Annotated in this window: 24 protein-coding genes, 4 tRNA genes and 2 pseudogenes; 14 read left to right on the plus strand and 16 right to left on the minus strand. The window is 40.4% G+C overall.

Going from position 1 to position 25,867, the window contains the following annotated elements; translation table 11 throughout:
• Positions 1-269 precede the first annotated feature (269 nt).
• Positions 270-738 (plus strand): annotated as a pseudogene (gene rsd, locus AB8618_RS15080) (sigma D regulator).
• Between the two features lie 59 nt (positions 739-797).
• On the opposite strand, the gene fkpA reads toward rsd, so the two are convergent.
• Positions 798-1,550, minus strand: a complete 753-nt coding sequence (gene fkpA / locus AB8618_RS15085; protein WP_413400955.1) for an FKBP-type peptidyl-prolyl cis-trans isomerase — start codon at positions 1,548-1,550, stop codon at positions 798-800.
• A gap of 195 nt (positions 1,551-1,745) precedes the next feature.
• Between fkpA and AB8618_RS15090 the strand changes: the two genes are divergently transcribed.
• Both AB8618_RS15090 and AB8618_RS15095 read left to right on the plus strand, forming a co-directional pair.
• Positions 1,746-2,744, plus strand: a complete 999-nt coding sequence (locus tag AB8618_RS15090) for a WD40 repeat domain-containing protein (RefSeq protein ID WP_413400956.1) — start codon at positions 1,746-1,748, stop codon at positions 2,742-2,744.
• Entirely contained in the window at positions 2,731-2,946 is a 216-nt protein-coding gene (locus AB8618_RS15095; protein WP_413400957.1) for a SlyX family protein, read from the plus strand. Before AB8618_RS15090 ends, AB8618_RS15095 begins: the two co-directional genes overlap by 14 nt.
• Before the next feature lie 17 nt (positions 2,947-2,963).
• Here AB8618_RS15095 and AB8618_RS15100 read toward each other — a convergent pair whose 3' ends face one another.
• A complete protein-coding gene (locus tag AB8618_RS15100; protein WP_409424161.1) occupies positions 2,964-3,167 on the minus strand; it encodes a YheV family putative zinc ribbon protein in 204 nt (67 codons plus the stop codon).
• A gap of 132 nt (positions 3,168-3,299) precedes the next feature.
• On the opposite strand from AB8618_RS15100, the gene AB8618_RS15105 reads away from it, so the two are divergent.
• Both AB8618_RS15105 and AB8618_RS15110 read left to right on the plus strand, forming a co-directional pair.
• Entirely contained in the window at positions 3,300-5,219 is a 1,920-nt protein-coding gene (locus AB8618_RS15105) for an ATP-binding cassette domain-containing protein (protein WP_413400958.1), read from the plus strand.
• Positions 5,206-5,622 (plus strand): TIGR02444 family protein, encoded by a 417-nt coding sequence (locus AB8618_RS15110; protein ID WP_409424163.1) that lies wholly within the window; start codon positions 5,206-5,208, stop codon positions 5,620-5,622. The genes AB8618_RS15105 and AB8618_RS15110 overlap by 14 nt, the downstream gene beginning before the upstream one ends.
• Positions 5,623-5,719: 97 nt before the next feature.
• Here the strand turns inward: AB8618_RS15110 and AB8618_RS15115 are convergent, their stop codons facing one another.
• Together AB8618_RS15115 and AB8618_RS15120 are read right to left on the minus strand one after the other, a co-directional pair.
• Positions 5,720-5,941 carry a helix-turn-helix transcriptional regulator gene (locus AB8618_RS15115; protein ID WP_409424164.1) on the minus strand — a complete coding sequence of 74 codons (222 nt, stop codon included), beginning with the start codon at positions 5,939-5,941 and terminating at the stop codon, positions 5,720-5,722.
• Positions 5,934-6,434: a hypothetical protein gene (locus AB8618_RS15120; RefSeq protein ID WP_409424165.1), complete on the minus strand. Its 501-nt coding sequence runs from the start codon at positions 6,432-6,434 to the stop codon at positions 5,934-5,936. Before AB8618_RS15120 ends, AB8618_RS15115 begins: the two co-directional genes overlap by 8 nt.
• Positions 6,435-7,022: 588 nt before the next feature.
• Here AB8618_RS15120 and AB8618_RS15125 point away from each other — a divergent pair.
• The 4 genes from AB8618_RS15125 (at position 7,023) to AB8618_RS15140 (ending at position 10,594) form a co-directional block, all read left to right on the plus strand.
• Positions 7,023-8,009 carry a hydrolase gene (locus AB8618_RS15125; RefSeq protein ID WP_413400959.1) on the plus strand — a complete coding sequence of 329 codons (987 nt, stop codon included), beginning with the start codon at positions 7,023-7,025 and terminating at the stop codon, positions 8,007-8,009.
• Between the two features lie 2 nt (positions 8,010-8,011).
• Positions 8,012-8,257, plus strand: a complete 246-nt coding sequence (locus tag AB8618_RS15130; RefSeq protein WP_008114225.1) for a YheU family protein — start codon at positions 8,012-8,014, stop codon at positions 8,255-8,257.
• A 60-nt stretch (positions 8,258-8,317) separates the two neighbouring features.
• Positions 8,318-9,508: a dipeptidase gene (locus tag AB8618_RS15135; RefSeq protein ID WP_178956756.1), complete on the plus strand. Its 1,191-nt coding sequence runs from the start codon at positions 8,318-8,320 to the stop codon at positions 9,506-9,508.
• 174 nt (positions 9,509-9,682) lie between these two features.
• Positions 9,683-10,594 carry a hypothetical protein gene (locus tag AB8618_RS15140; protein ID WP_409424168.1) on the plus strand — a complete coding sequence of 304 codons (912 nt, stop codon included), beginning with the start codon at positions 9,683-9,685 and terminating at the stop codon, positions 10,592-10,594.
• A gap of 266 nt (positions 10,595-10,860) precedes the next feature.
• Here AB8618_RS15140 and tuf read toward each other — a convergent pair whose 3' ends face one another.
• The 8 genes from tuf to murB all read right to left on the minus strand — a co-directional run bounded on the left by tuf (position 10,861) and on the right by murB (position 15,410).
• On the minus strand, positions 10,861-12,045 hold the full coding sequence (gene tuf / locus AB8618_RS15145) for an elongation factor Tu (protein ID WP_109875886.1): 1,185 nt from the start codon (positions 12,043-12,045) through the stop codon (positions 10,861-10,863).
• Between the two features lie 135 nt (positions 12,046-12,180).
• A tRNA-Thr gene (locus AB8618_RS15150) sits at positions 12,181-12,256 on the minus strand.
• A gap of 10 nt (positions 12,257-12,266) precedes the next feature.
• Positions 12,267-12,341 (minus strand) — tRNA-Gly (locus AB8618_RS15155).
• Positions 12,342-12,387: 46 nt separating this feature from the next.
• A tRNA-Tyr gene (locus AB8618_RS15160) sits at positions 12,388-12,472 on the minus strand.
• 41 nt (positions 12,473-12,513) lie between these two features.
• Positions 12,514-12,589 (minus strand) — tRNA-Thr (locus AB8618_RS15165).
• Between the two features lie 126 nt (positions 12,590-12,715).
• Positions 12,716-13,414 (minus strand): type III pantothenate kinase, encoded by a 699-nt coding sequence (locus AB8618_RS15170; protein WP_409424169.1) that lies wholly within the window; start codon positions 13,412-13,414, stop codon positions 12,716-12,718.
• On the minus strand, positions 13,411-14,403 hold the full coding sequence (gene birA, locus AB8618_RS15175) for a bifunctional biotin--[acetyl-CoA-carboxylase] ligase/biotin operon repressor BirA (protein ID WP_413400960.1): 993 nt from the start codon (positions 14,401-14,403) through the stop codon (positions 13,411-13,413). Before birA ends, AB8618_RS15170 begins: the two co-directional genes overlap by 4 nt.
• Positions 14,400-15,410: a UDP-N-acetylmuramate dehydrogenase gene (gene murB / locus AB8618_RS15180; RefSeq protein ID WP_109875748.1), complete on the minus strand. Its 1,011-nt coding sequence runs from the start codon at positions 15,408-15,410 to the stop codon at positions 14,400-14,402. The genes birA and murB overlap by 4 nt, the downstream gene beginning before the upstream one ends.
• A gap of 143 nt (positions 15,411-15,553) precedes the next feature.
• Here murB and AB8618_RS15185 point away from each other — a divergent pair, with 143 nt between their 5' ends.
• A complete protein-coding gene (locus tag AB8618_RS15185) occupies positions 15,554-17,395 on the plus strand; it encodes a M1 family metallopeptidase (protein ID WP_413400961.1) in 1,842 nt (613 codons plus the stop codon).
• A 50-nt stretch (positions 17,396-17,445) separates the two neighbouring features.
• Here the strand turns inward: AB8618_RS15185 and AB8618_RS15190 are convergent, their stop codons facing one another.
• Positions 17,446-18,048: a DUF2057 domain-containing protein gene (locus tag AB8618_RS15190; protein ID WP_010392289.1), complete on the minus strand. Its 603-nt coding sequence runs from the start codon at positions 18,046-18,048 to the stop codon at positions 17,446-17,448.
• Positions 18,049-18,140: 92 nt separating this feature from the next.
• On the opposite strand from AB8618_RS15190, the gene AB8618_RS15195 reads away from it, so the two are divergent.
• From AB8618_RS15195 to AB8618_RS15205, 3 genes are all read left to right on the plus strand, one after another.
• Positions 18,141-18,512 carry a histidine triad nucleotide-binding protein gene (locus AB8618_RS15195; protein WP_010392287.1) on the plus strand — a complete coding sequence of 124 codons (372 nt, stop codon included), beginning with the start codon at positions 18,141-18,143 and terminating at the stop codon, positions 18,510-18,512.
• Positions 18,513-18,722: 210 nt separating this feature from the next.
• Complete coding sequence (locus AB8618_RS15200; protein WP_138609560.1) at positions 18,723-19,379, plus strand: helix-turn-helix transcriptional regulator; 657 nt, start codon at positions 18,723-18,725, stop codon at positions 19,377-19,379.
• An 80-nt stretch (positions 19,380-19,459) separates the two neighbouring features.
• Positions 19,460-21,616, plus strand: coding sequence for a response regulator (locus AB8618_RS15205; protein ID WP_413400962.1), 2,157 nt, complete (start codon positions 19,460-19,462; stop codon positions 21,614-21,616).
• Positions 21,617-21,682: 66 nt separating this feature from the next.
• On the opposite strand, the gene AB8618_RS15210 is transcribed toward AB8618_RS15205, so the two are convergent.
• Both AB8618_RS15210 and AB8618_RS15215 read right to left on the minus strand, forming a co-directional pair.
• Positions 21,683-23,107 carry a mannose-1-phosphate guanylyltransferase/mannose-6-phosphate isomerase gene (locus AB8618_RS15210; RefSeq protein WP_413400963.1) on the minus strand — a complete coding sequence of 475 codons (1,425 nt, stop codon included), beginning with the start codon at positions 23,105-23,107 and terminating at the stop codon, positions 21,683-21,685.
• 58 nt (positions 23,108-23,165) lie between these two features.
• Entirely contained in the window at positions 23,166-23,939 is a 774-nt protein-coding gene (locus AB8618_RS15215; RefSeq protein WP_290167342.1) for an amidohydrolase, read from the minus strand.
• A 113-nt stretch (positions 23,940-24,052) separates the two neighbouring features.
• Here AB8618_RS15215 and AB8618_RS15220 point away from each other — a divergent pair.
• Positions 24,053-24,313, plus strand: a pseudogene (locus AB8618_RS15220) (class II aldolase/adducin family protein); the annotation flags it as partial.
• A gap of 15 nt (positions 24,314-24,328) precedes the next feature.
• Here AB8618_RS15220 and AB8618_RS15225 read toward each other — a convergent pair.
• Positions 24,329-25,810: an FMN-binding glutamate synthase family protein gene (locus AB8618_RS15225; protein WP_413400964.1), complete on the minus strand. Its 1,482-nt coding sequence runs from the start codon at positions 25,808-25,810 to the stop codon at positions 24,329-24,331.
• Positions 25,811-25,867 lie beyond the last annotated feature (57 nt).

Genomic DNA, 25,867 nt, shown 5'->3' on the forward strand with positions numbered 1-25,867 from the left:
CAATAACAAAAATCGTTAATATAAAAATAATAAAAATCTCTAATAAAAATAAGAATGCTTGTTTAAACAAGTCTAATAAAGAAATTAAACCACCGTAATTGGTGGTTTTTTCTTTCCTGCAATAAATACTTACAACTTATACCCTTAAACAAAACCCTCTGTGGTACTACATCTATTTTACTTGTTGATATACACGTCAATTAAATATATCTTGGATAATATAAACATTATTACCAATTAAAAATCCAACCCAGCTTAGGAGAAAAATTATGCTGAAGCGTGTAGAGAAAGCTCAACAAAAGTGGGGGTAGCCATACGGTCATCGACAATTGGTTAAACGAACGCCAAGAGCTGATTGTACTTTATTGTAAGATTGCAGGCTTTTCACCTTACGAGAAAAAAGATCAGTCTTTGCCTGAACCGTCTCAAATTCAAGCTTTTTGCCAAATATTGATGGATTACCTATCGGCTGGGCACTTTGAAGTGTACGACGATATTGCTAAAGCTTGCGAAAAGAAAGGCCTAGAAAGCCAACAACTAGCAAATACTATATACCCACGTATTTCAGATACCACAGATATTGCTTTGGATTTCAACGACAAATACGCTGAGGTAGATGCAGAAGATTTATTAGTAGGATTTGATAACGACCTATCGGTAATGGGTGAAGCACTCGAAGCTCGATTTGCACTTGAAGATGAGTTAATTGATAACTTATATTCTAATCACGCAGATTAATCAGTTATTCAGTGCAATAAAAAAGGGACCTAGGTCCCTTTTTTGTTTTATATAAATACTTATTCTGCAGCGGCAGTTTCTGCATCATTTTGAATTTCTAATAATTCAACTTCAAAAATAAGTGTTGAATTAGCAGGAATTTTACCTAAATCACGGTCACCGTAAGCAAGGTCTGAAGGAATGGTAAATTTGTACTTAGAACCAACAGTCATAAGTTGTAAGCCTTCAGTCCAACCAGGAATAACACGGTTTAGTGGGAAAGTTGTTGGCTCATTGCGTGAGTAAGAGCTATCAAATTCAGTACCGTCTAAAAGAGTACCTTTATAATGTACTTTAACCACGTCAGTCGCTACTGGCTTAGCGCCTTCGCCTTCGCTCATTACTTCGTACTGTAAACCAGACTCAGTAACCATTACGCCTTCTTTTTTAGCATTATCAGCTAGGTATTTTTCACCCTCAACTTTGCTTTTTTCAGACTCTACCTTTGCTTTTTCTTCTTGTTTAGTACGCACTGACTCATCTAATGCTGTTAATACTTCACGAATTTTTTCTTCGTCAATTTTAGCATTACCGGCAAGTGCATCTTCAAAACCACGCATTAATAATGCTTGATCTAATTCGATACCAATTTCTTTTTTATCCGCTAGGTCTTTATTTAAAAAGTTACCTACAGATGCACCAATACCGTATGCTTGTTGTTGCGCTACAGTATCTAGTTTAACGTCTGCTTGCTCTTTTTTTGCTTCTTGATTACAAGCTGTAAGCGCTAAAACTGACGCTGCAATCAATGACAATTTAATCGTCTTTCTCATTTTAAATCTCCGACACACTTTGCAGTTGTCATTTATTGTAATATTACTAGTTAAAGATTAACGGCCTACATGGTAGGCTGCTTGTTTAATAGCTAAACTAAAAACATATCCAGTGATTAGACAAACAACCTAGGCGTTTTTCGCAACCTAGTCTAACCTCTCAGTCACGAAGAGTTAAGAGGAAATACCTGTAATATGTCGTTATTTCGTACTTTTTTAGTTGCTACCTGCTGTTTATTGACAATTGCATGTAGTGATGAAAAACAACAAGCAGTGGCTAGCTTTGAGCACACAGCACAAGGTGCTTTCTCATCCGCACTATCGCATGATGGTCAATACAGCTTAGTGTCTTCTATCAATCATGGGGTCGCACTTTGGGATAATCAACAGCAAGCCCTTAAATACCAATGGTTTCAACAACAAGCGCAAGATAGCCTCGTTTACGCTGTAGCCATTGCTTTTGATAATAGCGTGGCTGTTACCGCCGAAAAAACCACCTTCGCCGTTTGGGATATTGCCTCAGGAAAAAATAAAGGCTTTTACAAAATACAAAAAGCCAGCATCCGCGATATTGCCATTAGTAACCAAGGTAACAGTGTTGTATACGGACGTAGCGATGGCGTTGTAGTATTTATAAACCTTAACACTGGCAGACGCATTGAATTTTTAGGCCACCAAGATAAAGTAAACACCGTAGACCTATCACCTAATGGGCGCTATGCATTGAGCGGCTCAAACGATTATGTGGCCTACTTATGGGATACCCAAAGTGGACAAGTTATTCATCGCTTTAATCACTCAACCCGAGTAACCCAAGTCGCTTTAGATCCTCAAGGACGTTATGCTTTTACCGCCGACAGTATGGCACAAGCAAATGTATGGAAGCTGACTACAGGTGACCTTGTTAGTAAACTAAAGTATATTGCGCGTCAGAAAATTTTTACTGCGGTGCGCTTTAACGACCAAGGCACTTTATTAGCAACAGGTTCACCCAACAAACGAGTGGATTTATGGCAGCTAAATAGTGGTGAAAAAATTCAAACATGGCAAGTGACCCCACGAGAAGGCAGCAGGCCAAAATCGGCAGTGGTACTTGATGTGACATTTACAGATAACGGTAAATCACTGTTAACTGAAAGCTCAAGCGGAATCGCTGAGCGCTTTATTATACGAGAACCAAATGAACACAATTGAACATCGGTTAATGGAACTTGAGGCTAAAGTGGCTTTTCAAGACGAAACGATTGAAATTTTAAATGATGAAATAAAAGTTCACCAGCAACAGTTGGCAAAAATAAAGCGCCAAACCGAGTTGCTGGCTGAAAAACTGAAAGAATCGCAGTCATCACAGCCTATGATATCGAATATGCCAGAGCCACCGCCGCCGCATTATTAAGCAGCACTAATAAGGCACTAGTCGCCTGGATTAAACACGCCAATGATCTGTTCAAATTGGCGTGTTGATGCCTGCACAGCTTGCTCTGGTTGAGCCATTTTATGGCCACACTGCATACATTCTACTTTTTCTACGTCGTGCTCTTTGTAAAGCATTAACATATCCATAGTTTTACAATCAGGACACGTTGCTCCAGCAATAAATCGTTTTTTATGTTTCACTTCGCTTTTCCTACCATTTTGACTGACGTCATTTTATCGCAATATTTGCCTACTTGATACGATTGATATAGCTAATAAGATCCGTGTTATAATGGCGGCAATTCAATCAAGGCACAGTAAAGTAAAGTATTTATGATCCAAATCTCAGAAATAGAACTGCTTCGCGGTGGCAAAGCTTTATTAAAAAATGCATCGGCTACACTATTCCCAGAGCACAAAGTAGGCCTTGTTGGTGCTAATGGCTGTGGTAAGTCAACGTTATTTAGTTTATTGAAGTCTGAGTTACAGTTGGATGGCGGTAATTGTAGTATTCCTAAAGATTGGTCACTGGCCTCGGTAAAGCAAGAAACCCCCGCCCTTGAAATAAGCGCTATAGATTACGTACTGCAAGGCCACCCTGAATACTACGCACTAAGAATTGCGTTGCGTGAAGCCGAGCAAAATAACGATGGCGACACTCAAGCTAAAGTGCATATTCAGCTTGAAAATATTAAAGGCTATAGCATTGAAGCCAAAGCCGGTGAGCTGTTACATGGTTTAGGCTTTGCTAATAATCAAATAGAAAACCCGGTAAGTGCATTTTCGGGTGGTTGGCGCATGCGCTTAAACTTAGCCCAAGCGCTTATTCGCGATGCCGACTTACTGTTACTGGATGAGCCAACAAACCACCTAGATTTAGATGCCGTGTATTGGCTCGAGCGTTTTTTACGTGCCTACACCGGCACGCTAGTACTTATTTCTCACGACCGTGAGTTTTTAGATGCGGTAGTCGATCAAATTTGGCATATAGATAAACAGCTTATTAATGTGTACAAAGGTAACTACTCGCAGTTTGAGCGCCAAAAAGCTGAGCGTTTATTACAACAGCAGGCCATGTTTGAAAAACAACAAGAGCAAATTGCCCATCTTGAGCAGTTCATTACCCGCTTTAAAGCAAAAGCTAGTAAAGCCAAACAAGCACAAAGTCGCGTTAAAGCGCTAGAGCGCATGGAAAAACTTGCCCCAGCACATGCTGACTCGCCATTTGATTTTGAATTTGCCGAGCCAACAGCTCTGCCTAACCCGTTAATGACACTCGACAAAGCCAAAGCCGGTTATGGCGATGTAACCATTTTAAACAGTATTAAGCTGAACTTAGTCCCAGGCAGCCGTATTGCACTACTTGGTAGAAATGGCGCAGGTAAATCAACACTGATTAAGTTACTATCAGGTGACTTACAGCCTCAAGCGGGTGAAGTGTTTCAGCACCAAGGCTTAAACATTGGCTACTTTGCGCAGCATCAACTGGAGTCTCTAGATTTAAAAGCCAGTGCCGTCACCCACCTGCAACGCTTAAATCCAAAAGCCAGCGAACAATCATTGCGTGACTTTTTAGGCGGCTTTGCCTTTGTAGGCGATAAGGCACTCGACCCTGTAGCACCCTTTTCTGGCGGTGAAAAAGCCCGTTTAGTACTGGCTATGTTAGTTTATCAAAAACCAAACTTGCTGTTACTGGATGAGCCAACCAACCACCTTGATTTAGAAATGCGTCATGCATTAGTAATGGCTTTACAAGGCTTTGAAGGCGCTATGGTCACAGTATCGCATGACCGTCATATGCTTAAAAATACCGCCGATGAATTTTATTTGGTTGATAATGGCGAGGTCACTCAATTTGGCTACGACCTAGATGCATATTATCAGTGGCTGCTTAATGCTAATAAAGAAGCCGCTAAAAACGACACCGACGAAGAGCCAAAAGCCCATTCACAAGTTAACCGTAAAGAGCAAAAGCGCTTAGAGGCCGAGTTTAGAAAGGCAATTCAGCCGCTGAAAAAGCAAATTGAAAAACTTGAAAAGCAATTAGATAAATTTGCTGCAGAACTAGCTGACGTTGAAGAGGCACTAGGCGATAACACTCTCTATAACGACGAAAATAAAGGCAAGCTTAAAGAGTTAATTACTAAACAAGCCACACTTACGCCTAAGCTTAACGATGTTGAGGAAGAGCTACTTATGGCCCTTGAGGAAATGGAACAAAAAGAGCAGGCATTCGCCGATGAACTTGCTTAATAGCGACAACTTTTGGCAATTTGCATGTCAGCTTTATAGCGAAGATGGCATGCAAGCGCGCCTGTTAAATAACCAAAACCAACTAGGTAAAAACGTAAACCTGTGCTTGTTGTTGTATTACCTAGATTCTCTCAATCTAACAATTAGCCAAACACAGCTAAATAAGCTTGAGCAATCAATTAGTGAGCTTGATAAGCGGGCATTGAAGCCTCTACGAGCCACACGTGCCTATTTAAAAGCCAATCAAACCGAGATTACAGATTACGCCGTAATTCGAAAGGCACTTCTCGGCGCCGAATTGAAATTAGAAAAGCAGCAACAAATAATATTAATTGATGTAGTTAATAGTATGAGTTTAACACCTTGTGCAACGCCCAATAACAGCGATAAATATTTGGCATAATTTTTCACTATTAATTTCATCAGATCATAAAACCATTTATATTATGAATATTAGCTCTTATATACATGGTTACTTTGGTTTACTTTTATACACCAAGCTATAAATCTTTAGTTTTGTATTGAAACACCTCTTCTAAAGGTAAGTTAAAAACTAAAGAAATTTTAAAAGCCACCTCTAAAGTGGGTGAATATTTATTTGCCTCAATAGCCATTACCGTTTGCCGCGTTACGCCAATAGCATCTGCTAGCTGCTTTTGCGTCATTTCATCGCGTAAAAAACGTAATGTTCGAATAGAGTTAGTTATTGCATACTCACTCATAAATATCACCCGTTCTGCCTTTAAAAAGCTGCGCTATGTAATTGACTATTTCGGCAATCAAAAAAGCGCCTACCATGATATGCATTGGTAAATATGGAATATTATATTCGATAGCTGGGCCCCAGTTATTAGCTTCAATTTGATATTGAAAAATAGCAACACAAATTCCCGCCTGTAAGATTATGGCTTTGTATTTATAACCCACTAAATTTATTTGCTTTTCTCGCACATCCGGTGGCTGATTTAATTCATTATCACTGACAAATGCAAGTAATAAATAGCTCAATACTATAAGTATCACAGAATAAATTAACACCTGTAGCAATAAGCCAGATAACCAAGAAACAGAACTAAGCTGCTGCGTACTCGCATTCATTAGACTGTTTACATAAAAGTAAGATATGTACACGCTTACTAGTAAATCGATACTCAGCGTCAGTTCTCTAAAACTTATGCTTTGTAAAAGTTCTTTAAAGTGCTCTGAACGAGTCATATAAAGCTAACTCCAAGTAAAATATTTTTGACTTTTAAACTATAAGTTCACTTTTTATTCATGTCAAATATATTTAACACCAGGTTTATTTTATTTAACCTAAAACAAAACAACGGTTATTCAAAGCTGAACTTTGCTGACAATCTTTATTATAAAAGTGATTAAAAAATCGCAGATAATTTACTAAAAAGTGCAAAATTGACTTAACTTTATTGATCAAAATCAACATCTGCATTGCCCATTTTATAATCTGTAAAATAGCTTGATCTGGATCATATCAAGCACTGCTGAGCCAGCCTATGATTACCCCATAGACATCAGGAGGCAATTATGGACGTATTCTTTAGAGATTTTTTTAGCGACCCAGTACTATTTTTATCATTTGGATTTTTAGGCGTCGTTATTAGTTTATGCCTCTTCTTTGTGTATTTTTTCATGAAAAAAGTACACGATGCAGACATTAAAGAACAGCATTAAGCACGACGCACAAAGCGCCTTATTAGTTTACTGATTAGGCGCTTTTTATTTTTAAATATAAAAAATTTGCTACACTAGCGCTTCGTTAATTGCAAAGTGCGTAGTACAGACATGATCCCTAAGTTCAAACCCGCATGGTGGATGACCAACCGACACGTTCAAACCATAATACCGCGTTTTTTCCGCCCTTTTCATCATACTCGCTACGAACTTGCGCAACTTGATACGCCCGACGGTGATTTTATTGAGCTTGCTTGGTCACTCCCGCATAACGAAAAAGCACCGCTCGCAGTGGTACTTCATGGGCTTGAAGGCAACATAAACAGTTTTTATGCCAAAGGCATGATGAAGGTATTAAAAAAGCAAGGCTTTGCTGTCGTATTGATGCACTTTAGAAACTGCTCAACCGAAGTAAACCGCTTACCCAGAGCCTACCATAGTGGCGATACCGCCGATTTAGCTTTTTTTATAAATCATTTAAAACAACAATTTCCAAATCGCCCTATCGTAGCGGTGGGGTTTTCATTGGGTGGTAATGTGCTCGCTAAATATTTAGGCGAAGAAAACATCCACTGCCCTCTTAGTGCAGCCGCCGTGATATCTGCGCCCTATGATTTGTCATCATCTAGTGATGTTATTCGTAAAAGCTTAGGTAAAATTTATCAAAAATATTTGCTCGATCGAATGAAAAAGTCGATGCAACGTAAATTACCGCAAATTAAACAACAGATACCGATCACCACTGATCAATTAATGGAAATTGACGATTTATTAGAGTTCGATAACCAGCTTACAGCACCGTTGCATGGCTTTGAGAATGCACACGATTACTACAAAAAAGCCAGTGCGATGCCGTACTTAAAAGATATTGCGACACCTACACTAATTATCCATGCCAAAGACGACCCTATGTTGTCGATTAAAGCGGTTCCAAGTAGTCAGGATGTAAGTGAGCATGTTACGCTTCGTATCTCTGAAAAAGGCGGCCACGTTGGTTTTATTAGCGGTAACAACCCGTTTAAGCCTGTGTATTGGTTAGAGCAAGTGGTGCCTGATTATTTTAAGCAATGTGTATTTAATAACACCGATAAAGAGTGACTATGATTATTCCTTTTGAACAACTTGATAAAGACACACTGTACAACCTAATTGAAAGCTATGTACTGCGTGAAGGCACAGATTATGGCGAACAAGAATTCAGTATTGAAAGTAAAGTGGCGCAAGTAAATCAGCAATTAAAAAGCGGCGAAGCTATGGTGTTTTTCTCTGAACTGCACGAATCGGTCACCATAATCTCTAAAAGTGAATTCAAAGCACTGCAAAGTGAAGCGCAATTCGACGAGTAAACTTGTCAGACACGACGTAAAAATAGACAATGGTTTTTTTAACTCAAAGAGCCATTATAAATGATAAAACTAAGCTCACTAGTTGCTGCAATGTCGATTGCATTAACCGGCGCAGTCAGCGCTGAAATAACCCCTTCAGATAAAGCAATTAAGCTTGCTCACGATACCATTTTAATCGACACTCACATTGATGTACCTTACCGCATTCATGATAAATGGGCGGATGTAACTAAAGCCACTGAGGGCGGCGATTTTGATTACCCTCGTGCAGTAAAAGGCGGTTTAAACGCGCCATTTATGTCGATTTATATTCCTGCTCATTTAGAGTTTGAAGGCAAAGGAAAAAGCTTCCAATTAGCGAATCAATTGATTGATGGTATGGAAGCGATTGCGTTTCGTGCTCCAGATAAGTTTGCCATTGCTGACTCAACACAAGACATTGAGCAACAGTTCAAGGACAATAAAATATCAATCGCCATGGGCATGGAAAACGGATCGCCTATCGAGGGCGAAATGAAAAACCTACAACACTTCTTTGATCGTGGCGTACGTTACATCACCCTAGCTCACTCGCAAAGCAATCATATTTCTGACTCATCATACGATATTCGTCGCAAGTGGAAAGGCTTAAGTCCATTCGGTAAAGAGCTAGTAAAAGAGATGAATAACATCGGCATGCTGATTGATGTATCGCATATTTCGGACGATGCATTTTATCAAGTAATGGAATTGTCTAACACACCCGTTATTGCATCACACTCTTCACTACGTAAATATACGCCTGGTTTTGAGCGTAATATGAATGACGACATGCTGTTAGCCCTTAAAAAGAACGGTGGTGTGATTCAAATTAACTTTGGCTCAAGTTTTGTTACTTCAAAAGCCGGAAGTTGGTACGATCAATTCAAAAGTAAAAAGCAAACAATTACTGAAGAAGGCAAAAAAGTAGCTAAAGATTTTGATGCTATGTACCGCGCTAAAAATCCATTCCCATTTGCTAGCCTTGAGCAAGTGCTTGATCATATTGATCACGTTGTGAAGCTAATTGGTATCGATCATGTTGGTATTGGCTCTGATTACGACGGTGTAGGTGACTCACTGCCTATCGGCTTAAAGGATGTATCTAGCTACCCTAACCTAGTTCAAGGTTTGATGGACAGAGGTTACAGCGATACCGATATTAAAAAGATTTTAAGCGGCAATACACTAAGAGTGTGGAAGCAAGCTGAGCAATACGCAAAATCGCATTAAGCTTTATGCGCTAGGCTTAGGTCTAGCGCTTTTAGCCACTTAAAACACCGTATTTCGCCACTCACGCCCCGCCTTCTCAATTAATCCGTATATTTCATCTTCATTTAACACACTTTTTAACAGACTTATATTTCGAAAACAGATAAATTACCCATTTTAGAGGCAGATTATTTTATGACTATAAACAAAGGAACTATTGCGATTACTATAGCAACACTTGCCTTGGTAATTTCATGCTACGGAACATTTTTTAAAAATCAGCCCAGTTCGCTTAATAAACCCAAGCAGCAACAGCTAAGCTCCACAGTTTCTATTAGTACTCCTACAGAATACCAGCAATCAAATGAAGCCTTAATTGACGAACTAAGCAAGAAAGTAAGTTCGCTACAACGCCAATTAGCTAACTTAAAACTACACGCTAATGGCTCTTATCAAGAACAAGATACCGACGAATTTAAGGAACTTGTTCTTAACGTACTTGAGGAAAAGCAGCAGCAAGAAGCTGAGGAACTGCGCGAGCAAAATCCTCTTTATGGTTTTTATGCAGATTTACCAGAAGACTATGATTTAAGGATCAAATCAGAACCTGATTATGCTAAACAAATAAACTCTCAATTAAGAGAGCAAACTTTAGATCCAAGCATGGCAGATTTAGATAGGTTAGCTGCACTTAGCCAACTGCAAATGAATATGTATATTCTAAATAAATCTACTATGCCTGAGTATGACTATGAAGTAGTAGGTAACATTTTAAATTTAGCGAACAACAGTAGTAACGAAAAATTTAAAATTCAAGCTGTTGAGTTAACAACTCAAACACCGGTACTTGATTACCGCCTTGCAGAGCAATTTACAAACTTGTTAGAGCGAGACACGAATGATTATATCCGTCGCTTAGCTGCACAAGGGTTGATGGCGCAATACTACCAAGCTCAAAATAAGCAAGATGGCTACACAAAGCAAATGGCGCAGCATCTACTTTCAGTTTATGACAATAGCTCTGACAATGCAGTCAGAGCAACGCTTGACGAAATGATGGGTAACCAAGATATGCTTGATGAGTTACGTAAGAATGCTGGTTACTAACTGATTAAGTTCATGCTCCTACCTTGTTACAGCAATAACATTAATACTTACACTTTACCGCAGACATTAAAAAACCCGAGACTTAGCTCGGGTTTTACTAATGCTTAATGCATTACAACAGTTGATTGCTCAACGATAATTGCCACAAAGCACCTACGCCTAAGGTAAGAGCGCCACCTTCATGCTTTATTCTCTAAATTGCAGGTATTAAAAAACCCGAGACTAAGCTCGGGTTTTTTTAATGCTTAATGCATTACAACTGTTGATTACTCAACGATAGTTGCAACAACACCAGCACCAACAGTACGGCCACCTTCACGGATAGCGAAACGAAGACCTTCGTCCATCGCGATTGGCGCGATTAGAGTTACTGTCATCTTAACGTTATCACCAGGCATTACCATTTCTACGCCTTCTGGTAACTGTACGTCACCTGTTACGTCAGTTGTACGGAAGTAGAACTGTGGACGGTAACCTTTGAAGAATGGAGTATGACGACCACCTTCATCTTTAGAAAGTACGTATACTTCTGAAGTGAATGTTGTGTGTGGGTTGATTGAACCAGGCTTAGCTAGTACTTGACCACGTTCAACGTCTTCACGCTTAGTACCACGTAGAAGTGCACCAATGTTCTCACCAGCACGACCTTCGTCAAGAAGCTTACGGAACATTTCAACACCAGTACAAGTAGACTTAGTAGTCTCTTTGATACCAACGATTTCAACTTCGTCATTCACGTTGATGATACCAGCTTCAACACGACCAGTTACAACAGTACCACGACCTTGGATTGAGAAAACGTCTTCGATAGGCATGATGAATGGCTTATCGATGTCACGCTCTGGCTCTGGAATGTAAGAATCTAGTGCTTCTGCAAGCTCTACGATTTTAGCTTCCCATTGCTCTTCGCCTTCAAGTGCTTTAAGTGCAGAACCTTGAATTAGTGGTAAGTCATCACCTGGGAAGTCGTATTCAGAAAGAAGTTCACGAACTTCCATTTCTACTAGCTCAAGTAGCTCTTCATCATCAACCATGTCACATTTGTTCATGAATACAACGATGTAAGGAACGCCAACTTGGCGAGAAAGTAGGATGTGCTCACGAGTTTGTGGCATAGGACCGTCAGTCGCAGCAACTACTAAGATAGCGCCGTCCATTTGAGCAGCACCAGTGATCATGTTTTTAACATAATCGGCGTGACCAGGACAATCTACGTGTGCGTAGTGACGAGTAGGTGTATCGTACTCAACGTGTGAAGTTGAGATTGTGATACCACGCTCGCGCTCTTCTGGAGCGTTATCGATTGATGCGAAGTCTTTAGCAACACCGCCGTATACTTTTGCAAGTACGTTAGTGATTGCTGCAGTTAGTGTAGTTTTACCGTGGTCAACGTGGCCGATTGTACCAACGTTTACGTGCGGTTTTACGCGTTCAAACTTTTCTTTTGCCATGACGGAACCTATCAGTTTTGTGTATCTAGATTACATATGAAAATAATCCACCATAGGTAGATTAAGTTAATTTTTTCAAATTTCAAATAGTTTTTTCTGACAGATAAAGGAAGTGTTTAAGGAGATTCAATTGACTGGTGCTGATAGGCAGATTTGAACTGCCGACCTCACCCTTACCAAGGGTGCGCTCTACCAACTGAGCTATATCAGCATCATCAAATTGGAGCGGGCAGCGGGAATCGAACCCGCATCATCAGCTTGGAAGGCTGAGGTAATAGCCATTATACGATGCCCGCTTTAAGGAACCTGTTCTTAAACTACCTCTAACCGTCTAGAATAAAGTGGTGGAGGGAGCTGGATTCGAACCAGCGAAGGCTGAGCCGTCAGATTTACAGTCTGATCCCTTTGGCCGCTCGGGAACCCCTCCACGATAATTCTTTATACTAAGCACTTCCGGTAAAAGGAAAGTGGTGCCGACTAACCGAGTCGAACGGTTGACCTACTGATTACAAGTCAGTTGCTCTACCAGCTGAGCTAAGTCGGCACTGCTTTAGTACGGGGCGAGATTCTAGAGTAAGGTTTATTGGGATGCAACCAAAAAATTAAAAAAAATGTGATTTTATGCTTCAAACGCTCACTATTCGCGCAAAAAGCAGTTTTTTTGTTGTTTTTAACTCTTTTTAGCTAACTCATACCAGTAATTTAAGCCTTTCATCACTAGCATTGGGTCGAAAATACTGTCTGAAAAATGACCTTGTAATAGCTGACCATAACCACCAGCAAAAATTAAAAGGCTATTTTTTGTATTTAAATGCAGCTTTGCTTGTTCAATTGCGCCAATAGTTGCCACTAAAGCGCCGTTTTTTAATCCGTTAGGGGTATTTTTGCCAAGTTCATTAGAAAATGGCGTGTTTGCATCATCAAATACGCGCTGAGTATTTTGAGTGAGTGAGGCAGTCATTAAATCAAGCCCTGGTAATATCCAACCACCTAAGTGCTGCCCATCATTATTAAGGATGTCTATAGTCGTTGCCGTGCCTGCATCAACAACAATTGCGGCCGTATTAGGGTAAAGCGTGTAACCACTAATGAGCGCCAACCATCTATCTATACCCAAATTACCCACTTGTTGATACGCGCAATGTAACGTACCGAGTTCATGACTAACCGTAGCCTCAAAGCAATCGATATTTTGTGCTTGGGCTTTTTCTAATAGCTGCTTGAGTAGTTCACTACGGCCCACACAAGCGTATACAACAACCGTAATTTGCAGCCATGGAATATTATTAGTATCGCATGGCTGTATTTGCCCATCTTGCCACAATACAGCTTTGAGTGAGGTATTACCTACATCAATGAGTAATCTCATGCTTGCGCCTTTCTTAATGAAATCTCACCGCCATAATAACTTTTCACTTCACCGTCTTGGCGAATACGTACACCACCGTGCGCATCTATACCTTCACAAATGCCACACCAACTTCGATGTCCGGTATTAAGCTCTACCTGCTGACCAGCAAATGCATTTAATGCATTCCATTGTTGGTACATAGTTTGTAAGCCATTCTCACGATATTGCGCTAAGCGTTGCTCTAAACAATAAGTTAATGAAGCTACTAGTTGATTTTTATCTAGCTGCTGGGTGTGCTGACTTAAATCGGTCCACGCTTGGTCAATGTGCTGACTGGCACTTTCTGGCATATTTAAATTAATACCAACCCCTATCACTAACTGACAGGGTCCTTGTGGCTGCCCGTCTAATTCGACCAAGACACCTGCGAGTTTTTGTTTGTTTATATAAATGTCGTTTGGCCATTTAAGCTCTACTTCAATATCATAAAGTGCTTTTATCGCATCATACACAGCTAAACCAACAGCAATCGATACGCCCATAGCGGCTTGTAAACCATCGTCTAAGCGCCAAAAATAACTGTAGTATAAGTTAGCACCAAAGGGTGATTGCCATACTCGGCCTCGACGCCCCCGCCCTGCTTGCTGCATTTCGGCTACAATCACGGTACCCGATTTTAGTGCTGCTTTAGCTTGAATGCGGCGCATTAACTCGCTGTTGGTTGAATCAATCAGTGGTTGCACTTCAATATTCGCGGTATTAGCGCCTAACTCAGCATAGTGCTGCTGTATGCTTTGCTGATTAAGTAAACCTACTTGGTTATTTAAGCAATAGCCTTTACCTGTAACTTTAAATACATCTAAGCCCATAGCCTGTAAGCTTTGAATATGCTTACTTACCGCCGCGCGACTTATTCCTAATTCATCGCCTAGTGCTTGCCCAGAGACAAACCCACCTTCATTCAGTGCATTTAAAATAGCCAGCTTGTTTCCATCAGGTGCCTTCATACTGATTGCTCCAAAGAGATATGGCATTCATTGTCTTGATCAATTAACCGCACTTCGTGTTCTAAACTTATGTTGTAACGTGTTAAAACAATATCCTGAATGTGAGCAATCATATTAATTAAATCATCCCCTGTACTATTACCATGATTAACTAGTACCAGCGCTTGTTGTTGATGCACTTCTATACCTGCAATTTTATATCCCTTTAATCCCGCTTGCTCTATTAACCACCCTGCAGCCACTTTATGGTGACCGGCACCATGCGGGTAATGAGGTACCTCAGGATACGTCGTAATTAACTGCGCTAATTCACTATTGGTGATAATAGGGTTCTTAAAAAAACTGCCCGCATTAGCCAGCTTATAGGGATTTGGGAGTTTGCTGTTACGCGTTTGTATCACTTGTGCGCACACTTGCTGTGGCGTCGGGTTTTTTAGTTGTTGTAGCGGGCCATAACTGAGTACTGGCTGCCATATTTTGGACAACTTAAAGTGCACTTGGGTGATCACTGCTTTATTTTTTAGCGCGTGTTTAAATACCGATTCACGATAAGCAAAATGACATTGCTGATTAGTTAAAGATTTAAAGCTACCGCTATCAATATCAAAATAATCAACAGCTTCAATAAACTGAGCTATTTCTACGCCATAGGCACCAATATTTTGTACTGGTGCAGCACCGACTGTACCGGGTATGAGGGCTAAGTTTTCAAACCCCGCGATACCTTGCTCCAGCAAGTAAGTCACTAATTGATGCCAATTTTCACCGGCAGCTACACTAACTAAAAAGTCATGCGAGCGCTCAGTTATAGTAATGCCTTGGGTTGCCATTTTAATGACCGTGCCTGCATAGTCATTTAAAAAAATAGTATTGCTGCCCTCACCCAACAAACAAAAAGGGACTTTAAAGCACTGACTTTTAAGCTGCGCTGAGTCGGTAATCTCGACAAAATTTTGGCATTGGCTACTTAATGCAAATGTATGTAAGGGTTGTAATGAGTGCGGCACAAAGCCCTCTGAAGGTAGCAATAATTAATCGCTCTAGTTTAACTCATCGTCGCAAATTGCGCATCAGCTTGTAAAAATTGTTCAACCCACTGCAGCAATCATGATATAAAACCTGCACTTTTTTATTTGTACTCAAGGTAATTATGAAAATCACACCTCTTTTTTTAAGCCTCGCTATGGCAGGTATGTGCTCGCAGGCAATGGCCAGCGCTATTGATCAAAATTCCTACGCCAACCTTGATGATGTTATCACCACACATTTAAACCTTGATTTAGACATCGACTTTGCCGACAAGCAATTAGAAGGTTTTGTTGAGCATACGCTACAATGGCAAAATGCCAGCAGCAAAAAGCTAGTACTTGATACCCGTGACCTTGATATTGATAAAGTCATGTATCAAACACAAAATGGTAATTGGCATAAAGCTAGTTTTAACCTTGCTAACCGTGATGATGTTAAAGGTTCAAAACTAACTATTACCTTTAAAAATCAAGCAAAGAAAGTGCGTATTTACTACAACAGCCGCCCAGAAGCGTCGGGCTTACAGTGGTTAACGCCAGAGCAAACTGCCAGTAAAACGCACCCGTTTATGTATAGCCAGTCGCAAGCGATTCATGCACGTAGTTGGATCCCAGTGCAAGATACCCCAGCAATGCGCGTAACTTATAACGCACGCATTCATACCCCTGAGGATATTCGTGCGGTAATGAGCGCTGATAATAAAGATGCTCTTTATAAAGATGGTGATTACCACTTCACTATGCCACAAGCAATTTCACCTTACTTAATTGCAATTGGTGCAGGTAACTTAGAATTTAAGGCCATGTCTAAGCAAACTGGTATTTTTGCAGAGCCAACTATTTTAGATGCTTCGGTTGCTGAGTTTGATGACACCCAAGCGATGATCGACAAAACCAATGCTATGTACGGCGACTATGCATGGGGTCGTTATGATTTACTTATGCTACCACCTAGCTTTCCATTTGGTGGTATGGAAAACCCACGTTTATCATTTATTACCCCAACTGTTGTGGCTGGCGATAAAAGCTTAGTTAATCTGATTGCGCACGAGCTTGCACATTCTTGGTCTGGTAACTTAGTGACTAACGCCACATGGGAAGATTTATGGTTAAACGAAGGTTTTACCTCTTACGTTGAAAACCGCATTATGGAAGAAGTATTTGGTCGTGACCGTGCTGTTATGGAACAAGCACTTGATGCAGCTGGCCTACGTGCGCAACTTAAAACCATTGATGCTCCAGACACACGCCTTAATTTAAAACTTAATGGCCGCGATCCAGATGATGCGTTTAGCTCAGTGCCTTACACAAAAGGTCAGCTATTTTTAATCTACCTAGAAGAAAAATATGGCCGTGATAAGTTTGATGACTTTGTTAAAACCTACTTTAATGAGTTTGCATTTAAATCGCTAACCACAGCGCAATTTGTTACTTACATCAAAGCTAACTTAATTGAAAAGTATCCAGGCGTAGTGACCATGGATAAAGTAAACGAGTGGATTTTTCAGCCAGGTTTACCAAGTGATGCACCTAACCCAACCTCTGACGCGTTCGATAAAGTCGATACTGCAACAGCGAGCTGGTTAAAAGGGGATACAACTGCCGCACAATTACCCACTGCAAATTGGACTGTGCATGAGTGGCTACACTTTTTAAACAACTTACCGCGCGATTTAAGCATTGAAAAAATGACTGAATTAGACGGCGAGTTTAACTTAACCCAATCAACCAACGCAGAACGTGCGTTTGCATGGTACATGCTAGCAGTAGGTAATGGTTACCAACCAATTTACCCTGCGCTTGATAAGCATTTATCGGGTATTGGTCGTCGTAAGCTTATCGTGCCGCTTTATAAAGCGCTTATTACCAATGGTAAAAAAGATTGGGCACAAAGCGTATACTTAAAAGCACGTCCGGGTTATCACCCACTGGCACAAGGTACCATTGACGCATTATTTAAATAGCGTTATCAATAAATTAAAAAGGGCCAACTTGGCCCTTTTTTAATGCTTAATTATTTTGTTACTTTATCTAAAAAAGCCTGCCTTTCAGCGAGCGTTGCTTGTTGCCACCAAAAGTCGAGCATATTGGCAGCGCTTGGCATGCCCTTACCATTAATTGGCGCAATCGGTTTAATTGGGCGGCTTGGTTTTTGTGGGCCGGCAGGGGTTTCTGAGGCCTGCTGATTAAACTGTGAACTTTGTAGTTGTCGTTCAGCTATCACATTTAATGGCTCAGCTAAGGTACTGCCTTTTGCTTTTAAGCTTACTTGCGGTGCCTCAGCAAATACTTTCGCTGCCACCGCATTTTCAGCACGATTAAATACTAAGGTGTAATCTTTACCTGCTTCAACAGTTACATTAACCCAAAAAGGCTCTGACTCAATCACTTCGTGATCGTCATAACCTAAATCATATAAATCTGTGTATTTAAGCTTTAACTGATAAGTACCCGGTGCTAATTCAACATCATCAACACGACTAAAAATCGAACTTTCAATGACTCGTTCACCCACTTGTAAAGGAACAAACTCCTCGGGAAAGTGAATGTTTTCTGCCAAACTCGATGCACTCACCAAGAGCGCCGCTACACTGCCTAATAATATTGATTTACGCATAATTACTCCTTTAGTTGATTTCAGTTTGACACTGCTGACAAAATTTGTCATTAGTGACATATATATTAATCGAACAAATTAGAGTCATCATTATGAGTCAAGAGACTATTTTTACTAAAATTATTAATCGTGAAATTCCTGCTGACATTATTTACGAAGACGACCTAGCACTTGCGTTTAAAGATATTAACCCTCAAGCACCTTTTCATGCGCTGATTATTCCTAAACAAGCCATTGCCACAATTAACGATGTCACTGAGGAAAACTCACACCTTGTTGGTCATCTATATGTGGTTGCAGCTAAACTTGCCAAACAACTTAATTTTAGCGATGACGGCTACCGCGTAGTGATGAACTGCAACGAACACGGCGGGCAAACTGTTTACCATATTCATTTACACATGCTAGCGGGAAAAGAAATGGGCTGGCCTCCGTATCAAAACACTAAAAAAGTTGCGCTATAATCGCCCATTAAATCCTGTATCTTAAAAAATACATTAAAAATACGGCGTTTTTCTTATATACCAAAAAAACAATTACTTATTTGCAACATTTTATGTTTAAATAATCAGAAATCGCACCTTTTCGCCAGTGAAATTGTTACTCCCTAATACAAAAGGTGTGCAGGGATCGTGGTAAGATTAATTAGCCAGCTTTATAAAAGAGTAAAATACATGAGCAGTTCAGCCTTTTTGTTGTTAGATGAAGAACCAATTAACACTATTGGTATTAACGTTTTAGAGCCTTTGTTAAAAACGCAGGGCCTAGACGTAACTACAGGTACGAATATTTTAGATGTTCCGGTAGGTACTCGCTTATTGTTCATTGAAACATCAAGTAAAGACGCATGGACTAAGCTAAAAGAGCAACTCGTTAATTTACGCGTCAAATGCGATATTGTGTTATTTAATTTAGATGAAAACCCAGAGCTTGCTAATCGTGCATTACTCAGTGGTATTCGCGGTGTATTTTACACCACCGATAATGCTGACGTATTAATGAAAGGGATTCGTTTACTACTTGAAGATCAGCTTTGGTATCGTCGTGATATTATGTGTAATGCGCTCAACCGCATGCTGCAATTTAACAAAGACGCACTACATAAGCTAACTGATGGCGATATTGAGCCAATCAAACTCACTAAACGTGAAAAAGCGATTATCTCGTTAATGAGTAACGGGTCAAAAAATAAAGAAATTGCTGAAGAGTTAAGCATTAGCCCGCACACGGTTAAAACCCATTTATACAGCGCATTTAGAAAAACCAAATGTCGTAACCGTATTGAACTACTCTCTTGGGCACAACAAAATATCCCTGACGAAATTCGTTAAGGCTTATTTAAATAAATTCAATACAGGCACTTCAGGTGCCTGTTTTTATATCTTCTTTAAAAATCGCTGTTGGGGTCTTAATGCTCGACTCATTTACGCTTTATTTTGCCAGTATCGCTGTTATGACAGTGATGACGTTACTGAACTTTTTAACTTGGCGTACCAATAAGCACGTACCCGGCACATTACTTTACATTTTCTATCCTCTATTCCTATTAGCTGCCATTGTAAGCTTTGCACTGGTACCCAAAATCCCTGACGAGATCGCACTCACCTTTGCAAATAACATTCTTTTTTTAGCGTCAATAGTACACTGCTTATCACTAAGTCAGTTTTTAAATTACCGCGGCTATGGTTTTAAATTAGTCTGTATATTTACAACGTTCAGTGCTCTATTGCTTATTTACTTTACTTTTATACAACCATCTATGCGCTCACGGGTATATATTTGTGATTTTCAACACATCCTTGAGGCTATTTTTTTACTATTTATATTTATAAAATATGCGCGTAGACCCTATCCAAATGGCAGTATTGTTTATATTATAATTCTAACGTTGGTCGCTTTTAGTTCGGTTACTCGCACTTTATTTATGAGTGACATCGATCAACAAGATGTTACTCAGGCTCCATGGTTCACCTACCCATTATTTTTAAATAACGTCATTGCCCCTATGTTTTATGCAGCCGGTATGGCGCTATTGTGTAATGAACGCAGGGAATTAAGGCTTAATAAGCTCACCGAAAAAGCACACAAAGACCTGGAAATTCGCGGACTCTTTTTATCCACTATTAGCCATGAAATACGCACCCCATTAAACGGCATTTTAGGTAGCGCACAACTGGTGCTGAACCAAACTAGCGATAGCCGCAATAAAGCCTATTGCGAAGCCATTATCAACTCAGCAGAGTCACTCAACTTACTGGTAGATAAAGTGCTGGAATACGCAAGCTTAGATCAGCATGACGAAGCCTTGTACGAAGAAGACATAGAGTTCAAAACTTGGCTACAAAACTTATGCCTGCTGTTAAGCCCTTTGGCCGAACAAAAACAGCTTAAATTTGAGCTTGCCTGTAACATCCCCGATAAAGCCTGTTATTACTGCGACCAACAAAAGCTCAGACAAATCATTATTAATCTTGTGGGTAATGCGATTAAATTTACCGACACCGGCACAGTAAAAGTGCAAATTGATTTAATTAATGAAACTCAGCTCGATCATACCCTTAAAGTAAGCGTACTCGATTCAGGCCCGGGTATTGAAAAAGACGAAATTAATTATTTAACTGAGCCCTACATTCAAAGCAGCGCTGGTAAGGAAAAAGGCGGAACGGGGCTTGGTTTGGCTATAACTAGTCGTTTACTCGATAAAATAAATAGTCAGCTAGAAATCACTAGTGAACTGGAAGTCGGTAGCGTATTTAGCTTTAACATGACGTTAGCCATAGGTGAGCTTAGCCTTGTAGAGCAGCGCCATCAAAGTAAAGACTATCTGACCGGGCTTGATGTGTTACTTGTTGAAGATTTAGATTTAAACCAAAAAATAGCCGTTGAATTTATGGCTGACGACGAGCATAAAATTAAGCTCGCTAAAGATGGCAAAAGTGCGATTGAGTTGATGAAAAAATACCACTTTGATGTGGTGTTACTTGATATGAACTTACCCGACTTAACAGGGCAGCAAGTGCTAAAAACACTCAAACGAGTGGAGCATAAAAATCAGCGAACTCCAGTGCTGGCCTTTACCGCCAGTTTGAGCCCTGATGAAATAAAAGAATACTTAGCACTGGGTATTAAAGACATTGTTGGCAAGCCATTAAAGCAAGAAAAACTACGCCAAGCATTGAGTGATTCACAGTCAACACAAACCGCTAGCATTGCCGTCGAGCTGGTTGATACGTTATACGATGAAACTGCCACAGAAACCCTAACAAGCTCTTTTAGTATTGATGAAGTATCTTCTATTTATAATGAGTTTATCCTATCTGCGCGTAACAAACTGAGCCGTTGCCAAGCTTTATTAGAGCAAGACCCCGAGCAATGCATTAAGTTATTACATCGCCAAGCCAGCACCGCAATGCAACTTGGTTTTAATAGCTATGGACTGGCACTGAAAAAAATAGAACGACGCTTACTTGATAAAAAGCCATTAAATAACTCATTAAATGAAGCCAGCACACTGTGGCAACACAGTTTAGAAGCCTATTTAAGGTATGTGCGCCAAGGGCTAGAGTAATACGGTTACGGGCTACCAAGTTTTACGACCGTAACAAATGATCAACCATATTTACTATTTATACTGTTATTTTCTACCGTATACATCATCAAATCGCTCTATGTCACTTTCATCCAATATGGCACCCGTTTGCACTTCAATAACAATTAACGGCTCGGGCTGATTATTCGCTAAGCTGTGCAGTTGTTTTGCACCAATATAACAAGATTGGTCATGGGTCAGTGTTAAGCTTTGCTGGTCAATACATATATCTGCAGTACCTGAGACAACCACCCAATGCTCGGCACGATGCTGATGACGCTGGGTTGAGAGTTTTTCACCACTTTTTACGGTAATTTTTTTAACTTTAAAGCCGATACTTTCTATTAACGTACGATAATGTCCCCAAGGGCGGTAAACCACCTGATGATGCGCCAGTTTGTCATTTTGCGTAATTGCCAATTGCTTAAGTATTAAAGGCAAGCCTTCAAGCGAATCTTGTTTTGCAATCAAGGTGGCATCATGAGTATGTACAATCGCTAAATCGCTCACACCTAAAGTAGCAATTGTGTGCCCATCTTCACTAATAACTAGGTTATTAATACTATTCTGTGCAATATGTTGCTGATTTTGACTGTTACCCTGCGAATCTTTTTCTGCAAGCGCAGCCAGTGCAGAAAAACTGCCGACATCGCTCCACTTTAACGCCACAGGCATTACCACTACATTATTGCTGCGCTCTAAAATAGCGTAGTCAATTGAGTCATTTGGGCAAGATTCAAGTGCATGGGCATTTGCTCTGGTAAACGCTAAGTCTTGTTTAAAGTCAGTGGCACTAGCAACACTTTTAGCAATTTTAGGGGCAAAGCGTTCCAGTTCTTTTAGATATGCCGCGGGAGTAAATAAAAACATACCACTATTCCAACTATAACCGCCCTCAGCTAAATAAGTTAATGCAGTTGCTAAATCAGGCTTTTCCTTGAACTGGTCAACTTCAAAGCAACAGGTATCTTTAATGGCTGCGCCCTGTTTTATATAACCATAACCTGTGTGTGGCTCTGTCGGCGTAATTGAAAATGTAACTAATTTACCTTGCTCAGCAAGTTTAATCGCATCGGATAACTGAGCAGTTAATCCGGTAAAGTCTGCAATATGATGATCGGCAGGCATCACCAGCAAAGGGCCCGTAATATTATTTTTTAAAGCGTAGTGCGCGGCAAGGGCAATAGCTGGTGCGGTATTTTTGCCTTCTGGCTCAAGTACTATGGCATGGGGTTTTGCAAATGCAGCCTGCTCCGCAGCAATAAATCGATGCTGCTCATTACAGACCAAAATAGCGGGATTAAAGTCCTCAGTTGTAACACGTAATAAGGTACTTTGTAATAATGACTGCTGATTTTTATCATCAAGCAAAGATAAAAACTGCTTTGGCATTGCTTGGCGTGATAGCGGCCAAAGCCGTGTGCCAATGCCGCCTGCTAAAACTACCGGTGTAATAGGGGTTGTATTCATAAAGCCGCCAATAAAAATATCAGCGGCTATTTTAGCACTTTATCGGCTGGGCGCTAATTTATACCAATGCAAAAGCATCGGCATCTAAATGTGCCGGAAATTTAGCTCTAAATTCATTGAGCGGCGCTTTATTTAATGTGATTGTTAGTAATGCTGGCTGGTCATCATTTGCTTTAACCAGTGGCTCACCTTTAAAGTCATACACTGCGGTTCCACCACTGTGCTCAATACCATTACCATCTTCGCCAACCCGATTTACGCCAACCACGTAGCATAGGTTTTCCATTGCTCGCGCCATTAATAAAGTGTCCCACACATTACGCCTTGCCGCAGGCCAGTTGGCAATATTAATCATCACGTCGTAGTCATTGTTATTGCGCTGAAACACCGGAAAACGTAAATCGTAGCAAACTTGCGGTAAAATTTTAAACCCATTGAGCTCAAACACTTTACGGGTTTGTCCTGGCACTACAAATTCACCCTCGTTACCCAAACAAAATAAGTGGCGCTTATCGTAATAGCTCACTTCTCCATTTGGTTGTACCCAATAAAACCGGTTGGCCTTTTTGTCTCCTTGGGTTACCAATACTGAGCCTGCAATCACTGCATTATGTTGTTTAGCTTGTGTTTTAAGCCAACTCAGTACTGAGCCATTTTCAGCCTCACCACAATCAAGGTTAACCGCAAATCCAGTGGCAAAGGTTTCGGGCAATACAATTAAATCTGGTTTATTGGTGATGTTGGCAAGTTGTTGTTCAAACATAGCTAAATTGGCTTTTTTATCGAGCCAATGCAATGAGTTTTGTAATAGTGCTAAAGTTAAAGTTGACATAAAATCTGCGCCGCCTCTATTAGGATTTGATCGTTTTAAGCAAAACATAAACGAATAACTTTATCGCCATTAGGCTGCTTGTATTGCATATCCATCGATTACCACAACAGTGGTCTCATTTAGAAACCTTAAGCATTCCTATTTTTGATAACGGCCAAGATATTGACCGTTTAAGCTTATTAGTTAGCGATCACCATTTGCACTCACCGATTAAATTTGGTGTATTAATTCGCGGTCATGGCTTATATGCAGCTGGCAAAAATATTGCTGAAGTGCGTCGCCACCTAGAAGCACTAGAGTTTTTGTTTAGCTGCGAATTAGAGCGATTAAAAATCACCGGCATTCGAGCGAGCAATACACCTCATCACCGATAACTAACAAGCAAGTATTTAATGGTAATGCTCGTACATTTTATCTAGCGGCTCAGAAAGGCCACTTTCTTGTACTATACGTACATGTTTGCGTTTTAATTCGCGAGCACTGGTAACGCCACAAGAATGTGCAATAAGCCCCGCACCGTAATGGATGTATTTATTATAATTTGCAACTCGCTGCGCTTTATCTTCAACATTCAAACCACGTTGTAAACGTTCATTATGCGTAGTAATTCCTGTTGGGCAAGTATCTTTATTACATTGCATAGCCTGAATGCAGCCTAGTGCAAACATATGCCCTCGGCCAGAAACTACAAAGTCGGCTCCTAGTGCTAATGCCCATGCGACTTTGGAAGGCACAATTAACTTACCCGAAACAATAATTTTAACTCGCTCTCTAAGACCATGTTTCTTTAATAGCTGTATAACTAAAGGAAGGCTTTCTTTAAGCGGTAACCCTACAGAATCTAATAAAGATTGTGGTGCTGCGCCGGTACCGCCATCCGCACTATCAATAGTAATAAAGTCGGGTGCGGACTCAATGCCGCGATGATTAATCTCGGCGAATAAACTTTCTAACCAAGTATATTCACCAATAACCGCTTTAAAGCCTGTCGGTTTACCCGTTGCAGTTCTGATGGTGTTAAGCATGTCTAGAATATCGTTTGGATTTTTTATTTCTGGGTGCCCGTTTGGGCTAATAGAATCCTGCCCTTCGGGTATACCTCTTATTTTGGCAATTTCAGCATTCACTTTTCGCCCAGGTAACATGCCGCCTTTGCCTGGCTTGGCACCTTGGCTCATTTTCAGTTCAAACATTTTAACTGCTGGATGCGCAGCAACGGCTTTTAGCTTTTCTGTGCTTAAATTCCCTTGCTCGTCGCGTACACCGTATTTTGCGGTGCCAATTTGAAATACAATATCGGCGCCACCTTCTAAGTGATACGGACTAAGCCCGCCTTCCCCCGTGTTCATCCAACATCCTGCTAATTTTGCTCCCTTCGATAGTGCACGTACAGCAGGGCTTGATAGCGCACCAAAGCTCATGCCCGATATATTAAATAGCGAATTTGTGGTGTAAGGAAATTTACAGTAAGGGCCAAGAGTTACGCTGCTCGGCGCTAAGGCTTCTTCATCTAAGGTGGGAAATGCACAGTTCATAAACATGACGGTGCCTGTGGTTTCTAAGCTTTGAGTTGAACCAAAAGCGGCCGTGTGATCAACATCTTTAGCCGCGCGGTAGACCCAACTGCGCTCGGCGCGATTAAAGGGCATTTCTTCACGATCGAGGGCAAAAAAATACTGTCTAAAAAACTCACCTTGGCGCTCAAAGAAATAACGAAAACGTCCGATTACGGGATAATTACGCCTAATAGCATGCTTTGTTTGCGTAACATCTCGAATATAAAAAATAGCAATTAATACAACCAGCAATCCCAATGCAACAATAAATAGGCTGGCAAACACATCGATACTGAACATTATAAACTGACTCATTACTTATCCTTAAATGCTAAAAAAGCGTGATGCCATCAAATAACACCACACTTTTAT

Source organism: Pseudoalteromonas sp. RW-H-Ap-1 (genome assembly GCF_048318575.1).
Lineage (GTDB): Bacteria > Pseudomonadota > Gammaproteobacteria > Enterobacterales > Alteromonadaceae > Pseudoalteromonas.

Bases quoted from the DNA above. Each gene is read 5' to 3' on its own strand.
- AB8618_RS15140 (WP_409424168.1), top strand. From the start codon at position 9,683: ATGACTATAAACAAAGGAACTATTGCGATTACTATAGCAACACTTGCC.
- AB8618_RS15130 (WP_008114225.1), top strand. From the start codon at position 8,012: ATGATTATTCCTTTTGAACAACTTGATAAAGACACACTGTACAACCTA.
- AB8618_RS15205 (WP_413400962.1), top strand. From the start codon at position 19,460: ATGCTCGACTCATTTACGCTTTATTTTGCCAGTATCGCTGTTATGACA.
- AB8618_RS15225 (WP_413400964.1), bottom strand. From the start codon at position 25,810: ATGAGTCAGTTTATAATGTTCAGTATCGATGTGTTTGCCAGCCTATTT.
- AB8618_RS15105 (WP_413400958.1), top strand. From the start codon at position 3,300: ATGATCCAAATCTCAGAAATAGAACTGCTTCGCGGTGGCAAAGCTTTA.
- fkpA (WP_413400955.1), bottom strand. From the start codon at position 1,550: ATGAGAAAGACGATTAAATTGTCATTGATTGCAGCGTCAGTTTTAGCG.
- AB8618_RS15090 (WP_413400956.1), top strand. From the start codon at position 1,746: ATGTCGTTATTTCGTACTTTTTTAGTTGCTACCTGCTGTTTATTGACA.
- AB8618_RS15210 (WP_413400963.1), bottom strand. From the start codon at position 23,107: ATGAATACAACCCCTATTACACCGGTAGTTTTAGCAGGCGGCATTGGC.
- AB8618_RS15095 (WP_413400957.1), top strand. From the start codon at position 2,731: ATGAACACAATTGAACATCGGTTAATGGAACTTGAGGCTAAAGTGGCT.
- AB8618_RS15190 (WP_010392289.1), bottom strand. From the start codon at position 18,048: ATGCGTAAATCAATATTATTAGGCAGTGTAGCGGCGCTCTTGGTGAGT.
- AB8618_RS15200 (WP_138609560.1), top strand. From the start codon at position 18,723: ATGAGCAGTTCAGCCTTTTTGTTGTTAGATGAAGAACCAATTAACACT.
- AB8618_RS15125 (WP_413400959.1), top strand. From the start codon at position 7,023: ATGATCCCTAAGTTCAAACCCGCATGGTGGATGACCAACCGACACGTT.
- AB8618_RS15185 (WP_413400961.1), top strand. From the start codon at position 15,554: ATGAAAATCACACCTCTTTTTTTAAGCCTCGCTATGGCAGGTATGTGC.
- AB8618_RS15195 (WP_010392287.1), top strand. From the start codon at position 18,141: ATGAGTCAAGAGACTATTTTTACTAAAATTATTAATCGTGAAATTCCT.
- AB8618_RS15110 (WP_409424163.1), top strand. From the start codon at position 5,206: ATGAACTTGCTTAATAGCGACAACTTTTGGCAATTTGCATGTCAGCTT.
- tuf (WP_109875886.1), bottom strand. From the start codon at position 12,045: ATGGCAAAAGAAAAGTTTGAACGCGTAAAACCGCACGTAAACGTTGGT.
- AB8618_RS15170 (WP_409424169.1), bottom strand. From the start codon at position 13,414: ATGAGATTACTCATTGATGTAGGTAATACCTCACTCAAAGCTGTATTG.
- AB8618_RS15115 (WP_409424164.1), bottom strand. From the start codon at position 5,941: ATGAGTGAGTATGCAATAACTAACTCTATTCGAACATTACGTTTTTTA.
- AB8618_RS15120 (WP_409424165.1), bottom strand. From the start codon at position 6,434: ATGACTCGTTCAGAGCACTTTAAAGAACTTTTACAAAGCATAAGTTTT.
- birA (WP_413400960.1), bottom strand. From the start codon at position 14,403: ATGAAGGCACCTGATGGAAACAAGCTGGCTATTTTAAATGCACTGAAT.
- AB8618_RS15135 (WP_178956756.1), top strand. From the start codon at position 8,318: ATGATAAAACTAAGCTCACTAGTTGCTGCAATGTCGATTGCATTAACC.
- AB8618_RS15215 (WP_290167342.1), bottom strand. From the start codon at position 23,939: ATGTCAACTTTAACTTTAGCACTATTACAAAACTCATTGCATTGGCTC.